5 protein-coding genes are annotated in these 6,798 nt (G+C 53.4%); 2 read left to right on the top strand and 3 right to left on the bottom strand.

Annotation, left to right across the window (positions count from 1 at the left end):
* Positions 1–478: 478 nt before the first annotated feature.
* Complete coding sequence (locus PHV74_14115; GenBank protein MDD5095491.1) at positions 479–1,099, bottom strand: transposase; 621 nt, start codon at positions 1,097–1,099, stop codon at positions 479–481.
* Positions 1,096–1,722, bottom strand: coding sequence for a transposase (locus PHV74_14110; protein ID MDD5095490.1), 627 nt, complete (start codon positions 1,720–1,722; stop codon positions 1,096–1,098). Before PHV74_14110 ends, PHV74_14115 begins: the two co-directional genes overlap by 4 nt.
* A 132-nt stretch (positions 1,723–1,854) precedes the next feature.
* Between PHV74_14110 and PHV74_14105 the strand changes: the two genes are divergently transcribed.
* Together PHV74_14105 and PHV74_14100 are read left to right on the top strand one after the other, a co-directional pair.
* The gene (locus tag PHV74_14105) at positions 1,855–3,891 is read left to right on the top strand and encodes an NAD(P)/FAD-dependent oxidoreductase (GenBank protein ID MDD5095489.1); all 2,037 of its coding nucleotides are present in this window, start codon (positions 1,855–1,857) and stop codon (positions 3,889–3,891) included.
* A 15-nt stretch (positions 3,892–3,906) separates the two neighbouring features.
* Positions 3,907–4,692 (top strand): enoyl-CoA hydratase/isomerase family protein, encoded by a 786-nt coding sequence (locus PHV74_14100; GenBank protein MDD5095488.1) that lies wholly within the window; start codon positions 3,907–3,909, stop codon positions 4,690–4,692.
* Positions 4,693–4,712: 20 nt separating this feature from the next.
* Here PHV74_14100 and PHV74_14095 read toward each other — a convergent pair whose 3' ends face one another.
* Positions 4,713–5,633, bottom strand: a complete 921-nt coding sequence (locus tag PHV74_14095) for an IS1595 family transposase (protein MDD5095487.1) — start codon at positions 5,631–5,633, stop codon at positions 4,713–4,715.
* Between the last annotated feature and the right edge of the window lie 1,165 nt (positions 5,634–6,798).

Here is a 6,798-nt window from a genome sequence, read left to right as displayed (position 1 = left end):
CAAGCGCAAAACCAAAGCCGTATCGAGGTCTTTGGAGATGGTGATCTTGACGATGGGTTTATTCGCGACTTTCCATGTCAACGGGAACGTCAATAATCTACTTGCGTTAATTAGGTAACACATCCTTTAAAGAGAAGCCGCTGAAGAAGAAATGATTCTAATCAAGCGGGAGTTCCCCGCCTGTGAAGGCGGGGGTGAGAGCCGATTCCTGCGAAGCAGGACAAGCTCCGCTTGAACCCGCAAGTACCACGCCTGTAAAGGCGTGGGTATCTATGTGTGAGGCCGTTTAAGAATGGCAATTAGATTTTTCTTGTTGGAGGTTCACTCGGTTTTCAAAATCAGTGGGATAGCTTTCAGATGACCTTCTCATAGGTTAAGCCCTCGATTTTGAGGGTTTGAGCACTTTAACAACAGCATAATCAGCTTGCAGGGCAGTATCCTCCCTTGAATATGTCATACGCATCCGTTGTACGCTGAACTAAGCTCTTATCGGGTGTGGCGATGGTTGAGGCTTGATGAGCCCTTTAGTGATTGCAGCCCCGATCTTTTTGGCCACTTGTCCGCATAAGGCCATGTAGACATGGATCTTGATCTTGGGCAAACCTCTGACCCTGGGGCTATCCAGACGATGAGAATCCTTCTCTTCGGAATAGGCTCGCTCCACGCTGGTGCGGGCGGTGTATTTCTCTTGCCAGAGAGCGGTTCCTCTGGGGCCAGGACCGACCAGACGATACTCCCGGTTGGAGTGAAGATAAAAGGTTCTGCCGTAGCTTGAGGAGGAACAAGCCGATTGGAAGAGACATCGGCGCTTGCCCAGAGCTGCCGGACAGCGAAACTTGAGGCGATTCCTCCGGGACTCTTTTCCCCAGTAGACGACTTGGAATCCCGCCAGGCAGGTGTATTGGCCATCCGATGAAAGGGTGAGTTCGCCGACGGAAAGCGCATCCGGTCCATTGCGCCGATTCAAGGCGATAATCGGAGCCACCCCCATTTCCTCATAGCCGGAATCGGCGGCATTGGAAGCGATCGGGTTGTCGGGATGCTTCTCTCGGGCCCCCTTAAGGAGCGAGCGGGTTAGCATAGGGGGAATCGTTGTCATTGCCCGGGGTCACGATCACTTCCAGAGGCAATTGGGATTTGGCATCCACGATGAGATGAACCTTGTAGCCGAAGAAAGTATATTCCTTGGTCTTGTGTCCCCATTGGGCATCGGAATCGGAATAGCTCCGGGGACAATCGCACTTCCCTTTGTTCACAGCAGGTCTTTTTGCCGAACCGGCTGGAATGTGCCCATAAGTGGGTGGAATCGGTGGCGGTATGGCCTTCCTGGATAACCTTTAAGGTGATGGCCTGGGCAATCAAACAATGAAGGGCCTCATAGAAGATATCTTCCCCCAGACGATCTCGGAAATTGGTGAAGGTGCCGTTGGAAGGCGTCTTCAGGAAGTTGAATCCGCAAAGGAGGCAGAGTCTGGCATCATATCGCAGGGTAGCCGCCAGATGCCGATCCGATTTCACCTCGCCCAGATAGATCAAAAGTTGTGCCTTGAACAAGGGGAGCGGATCATAGCCGTCTGCTCCTTGAGGAGAGTACTTATCCCTGGCCAGGCGATGGACAAAGGACCAGTCGATTTTATCGAAGATTATCTTGATCGGATCATTGGGTTTGAGCTTAAGGGATGCCTCATAAGTGGTGAAGGTGAGCTGATTGGCTGTTCGCATGAAGGATTCTCCCCCCTAAACTGAATCTGAGTTGATTCTACCGGATACATGGGGGTGAAGGCATTACAAGATGGGTCGAAATCGAGGCTGAATATAAAATTAAACGGCCTCAGTGTGCAAAGGAGGTAAGCAATGCGCAAGCTCAGCCGACTGTTTGAGCCGATCAACATAGGGAATGTGGAGCTGAGAAACAGGATAATCCAGCAGGGCATGGGCACTGGGCTGGGAGAGAACTACCGAGTGAATGACCGGCTGATCCGATTCGTGAGGACGGCCTCTGAAGGCGGTACGGCCTTGATTATTCTAGGATGCTGCTATCCGGCCGATTTCGAGTTTACCAAGCCTCAATATACGGCTGTCACTATGGGGGTCGGCATCTGGGACGATAGATTCATCCCCGGCCTCAGAACTCTGACACAGGCAGCGCATGACCATGGCGCCAAAATAGCTGCCCAAATACTCCTCAACTATGAATGGAGGTCCGGAAAGGATGCCCCTCTGGAAGCAGTCGGACCTTCTGAGGGACCTGGAGGTCCCGGCGTTGGTCCGGTCCGGGAGTTGAGAATCGATGAGATCGGCCAGATCGTGGAGCAGTTCGGAGAAGGTGCCAGAAGGGCGCGAGAATCCGGATTCGATATTGTGGAATTCCATGCCGGGATAGGCTACTTCATTAATCGATTTCTTTCACCGTATTCCAACAAACGCACCGACGATTATGGCGGAAGCCCGGAGAAAAGGAGGCGATTCCTTCTTGAAATCATTGACGCGGCAAAGAAGAAGGCCGGGAGCGATTTCCCCCTCATGTGCCGCATTTCCGCCGACGAGTTTATGGAGGGTGGCAACACCATGGAGGACACCAAAAAGACGGTGCCGGTCTTGGAGAGAGCGGGGGTTGCGGCCCTCAATGTGCAGGTAGGATGGCATGAAACCAATAGGCCAATGATTCAGCAATGGGTGCCGGCCGGGGCTTTCGTTTACGCGGCTGAGGAGGTCAAAAAGGTGACCAGTCTCCCGGTGGTTGCTGCCTACAGAATCGATGACGCTGTGCTGGCCGAGGAGATAATAGCAAAAGGAAGGGCCGATATGGTCGGTATGGCGCGTGCCCTGCTTGCCGATCCCGCATTCCCTAATAAAGCAAGAGAAGGCAGGATCGATGATATCCGCCATTGCATTGCCTGTTGCCGGTGCATCGAGACCGTGATGTCGGGCAGTTCCGTGGTTTGCAGCGTGAACGCTGAGCTGGGAGCAGAGCCAATAAAACCTGCCTTGGAGAGCAAGCGAGTGGTCGTCATTGGAGGCGGACTTGCCGGCATGGAGGCAGCCAGGGTAGCCGCAATCCGGGGTCATAAAGTGACTCTCTTCGAGAAGGATCGACGGCTGGGCGGCCTGATGATATTGGGAGCCGTCTTGAACGACAAGGTTGAGAAGCTGGTCAGGTGGATGACCAGACAGGTCGAAAGCCTGCCTATTGATGTGAGGTTGGCAACGGAGGTAACGCCCGATATGCTGGAAAGCATGAAGTCGGACGTGCTCATCATAGCTCCCGGTGGTGAGGCCGTCATTCCGGAAGTGCCCGGTGTCCAGGGCAACCATGTAATCACCGGTCATGATATCAAGAATCTGATCAACGGAATCCCGCCTCAGAAAGGCCTATCGTGGAAAGTCAGCACTCTTGTCGCGAAGTATGCCGCCGGTCAACCATCACTCATGAGGAAGTCCATAGGATTGCCTTTCCCGATCGGGGAAAAGGTGGTTATCGTCGGCGGGCAGTTTGCAGGATGCGAGCTTGCACTAACGCTGATGGAGAAGGGAAAGAAGGTAACCATTCTGGAGGAATCCAAACGCCTAGGCTCTGACATCGGTCCGGTCTCCAGATGGACAGAATTATCCATGCTGAAGGAAGGCGGGGTCCAAATGGAGACCCTGGTCAAGGTGAAGGAGATAACAGAAAAAGGTGTCCGAGTGATCCGGGCAGATGGCAGCGAAGACTTCTTCGAGGCGGATACGGTCGTACTGGCACTGGGTCTCAAGAAAAATTCGGGGCTGTTTGCCAGCCAGGAGGGGAAAATCCCTGCCGTCTACTTGATCGGCGACGCCACTGGTGAGAATTCGGTCAAGAGGATTAGAGGTGCTATCGCTTCTGGTTTCGAGATCGGGAACAGTATCTAACTCAAGGAGGCAATCATGAATTATGAGACCATTCTACTGCAAAAACAGGATAAGGTGGCTACAATTACCCTCAACCGACCAGAAAAGCTGAACACCATGAGCCCCGAACTGATGTCTGACTTGACGAAGGTAATGGGCGAGGTGGAAAGGGACGATGAAATCAGAGCCGTCATCGTCACCGGCGCTGGCAGGGCGTTTTGTGCCGGAGGGGATGTTCCCAAGCTCTTTGCGTCATCGAGAGACCCGATAACGGTCATGGGTCTTGCCCATGACGGGGCCAGGATGGTCTCCGCCATGAGAAACCTGCCTAAGCCGCTGATCGCGGCAGTTAATGGTCCTGCTATAGGTGGGGGCCTAAATATCGCCCTGGCTTGTGACATCATCATTGCAGCCGAAAACGCCAGCTTCTGCTCTGCCTTTATCTCTCTGGGATTCCATCCCGACACTGGCGGGATATACTTCCTGACCCGACTGGTCGGTGTTGCTCGGGCCTGCGAACTGGTCTTCACCGGAAAGACGATAAATGCTGTTGAAGCGGAGAGAATCGGACTGGTCAATCACGTGGTGCCGGCCGACAAACTGGAGGCCACGGCCAGAGAACTCGCAACCAGACTGGCCAACGGCCCATCAAAGGCAATAGGCTTGGCGAAGGCTTCTATTTATCAATCATTGACCATGGATATGGCGTCCGTGTTGGAGCTTGAGGCCAGATCTGTCGGCATGACCCTTGCCACTGAAGATGCCAATGCAGCCATCGACGCATTCCTGAAGAAAGGGAAGGTCGTGTTCAAAGGAAAATAGGGCTATACACTTGACTCAACCTAGTCTAGGGGTTGTGGTCTGATTATGGATGCGAAAGTAACCGGCTCCACTTGTACGGCTTGCTGGACCAGACGATAGAAGAGTTTTCCCCGGGAGGCCGATTTGCGCCGGTTGAACCTGAACGTGAATTCGTCGAGGTAGTAGTCGAGATGCTCCTGGCTAATGGCGCCCTGATGGGTGCCCAGCAACCACCGTTTCAGCAACGAGACTACCCGGTGCACCCGGGGGAGCAGGCGTTCGCCTTCGGGCTGACGGCGTTGTACACGCCGATCGTGGATATAGCCGTCCAACCCAAGGTAAGCGTTCAAACCATCGGTCCGAACGGTGCTGTGTGGCTCGATTGCCTGAGCAATGAAGCCATGGAGGCTGGCTTGGGTCAAATCGGGAATACGATGCAAACGGATGCGGCCGATGCCCCTGCCGTCTTCCTCCGCTGCCACGATGATCAATGCCTTCTCGTACGTCAGCCGGCCAATCACGCCCTGTTCCTCGCTGCCCCAGTAAGTTTTGTCCCCCTCCACGGTCCCGTGCAGTCGGTCCCGGCCCGGCCGTACCATGGCTCGCCTCAATTTGTGCAACACGGCCCATGCGGTCCTGTAGCTGCCCAGCCCCAAATTTCTCTGCAATCCCAGAGCACTGACTCCGTTCTTTTGGCTGGTAACGTGCCACATAGCCCGGAACCAAGTGGTCAGAGGCAGATGACTGTCTTGAAAAATCGTCCCGGCAGTCACCGACGCTTGGTGGCGACAGTCTACACACAACCACAGCCCCCGACTCGTCGGCCAAGCCGTCCTTCCACCACACCGTGGGCACTCAAAGCCCTCAACCCAGCGCAGGTCAAACAGGTACTGCCGACAGGCTTGTTCACTCACGAATCGTCGTTCCAGTTCAAAAAGTGTGCGGGGATAATCTTCGATCATCACCGCCAATACTACAGATTGGAGTAGGTTGAGTCAAGTGCATAGCCCTAAAGGAAAATGAAACTTATAGCGGTATTCGGAAGCCCCAGACAAGGGGGTTGTAGCGACACCCTGCTTAAGCATTTCTCGATGAGGCGCAACGACTCGAAGTTCAGATTGAGCGCTTCCGGCTCAGTAAGTTGAATTACAGGGGATGCCTTGGATGTGGTCGCTGCAAGGCCGATCGCGCAGAATGCATTCAGCGGGATGGTCTGACTCCTGTCCTACACGCCGTGCGAGAATGTGACGTTCTCCTTGTTGCTTCGCCTGTCTACTTCCTGGACGTATCGTCGCAAACCAAGGGGTTCATCGACAGGTGCTATTCGTTTTGTGCGCCTCAAATCGTTGGCAGCCCCTTCCGGGTCAGACAGTCATCTTGATTGCAACTTGGAATAAGTCGACTGCTTCGTCAGAGGAAACGCAAGGTGTTTCTCATTGTCGATGGTCATCCGGTTCATCGATCCGGAAAGGTTGCCGGCTGGATCAAAAGTAATGCCGTGGGGCGAAAGCGAGTACGACACCTCAAGCAGTTACTCGCTAACACCAGAAGCTATATTTGGAGTCGCCAACGCCAACCCAACATCGTCAAGAAATATTTTCAGGGCCAACACGTTCAATATGTCGCAGTGTAAACTATTTAGTGCTCCCCGTAATAATTGTAGAACAACGACACAAGTCGCAAAATCAGACGTGTCACAAGGATTTCGTAGTGGAGCAGGCTCTGATCACATGATCGCATTAGATTCTACTACTCTACCAGGCTTCCGAAACGCCCTTGGCTGCAATGAGTCACGGTAACATGGGAGTCCGTGGAATTCGCACGGATCAGGTTCCGTTTGCCTTCCAAATAGGAAATCCTTTTGATGGATAGGATTTCGCAACTTGGGCAATTTCGATGACGGGCATTCCCCTTTTCGAGGATTGGCTGCCACCTGATGGCACAAAAGTATAGAATGTCTCATTGATGTGGATCGACATGGGGTCAGAGAGAAGGAGAGGAGTATCCCCGTAGCCTTTAGGTTCTGTTGATGCTTCCGCCGATGTGGCGGTGAACCGCAAATAGTCAAAATGCTCTTTCGACTATTGCTTGAAAGCGAGAGGTCAAAACACATAGCAGACAAAGACA

The sequence above is a fragment of the Dehalococcoidia bacterium genome (genome assembly GCA_028711995.1).
In the GTDB taxonomy this organism is placed as follows: domain Bacteria; phylum Chloroflexota; class Dehalococcoidia; order SZUA-161; family SpSt-899; genus JAQTRE01.
This window is presented reverse-complemented; position numbering and strand designations above follow the sequence as displayed.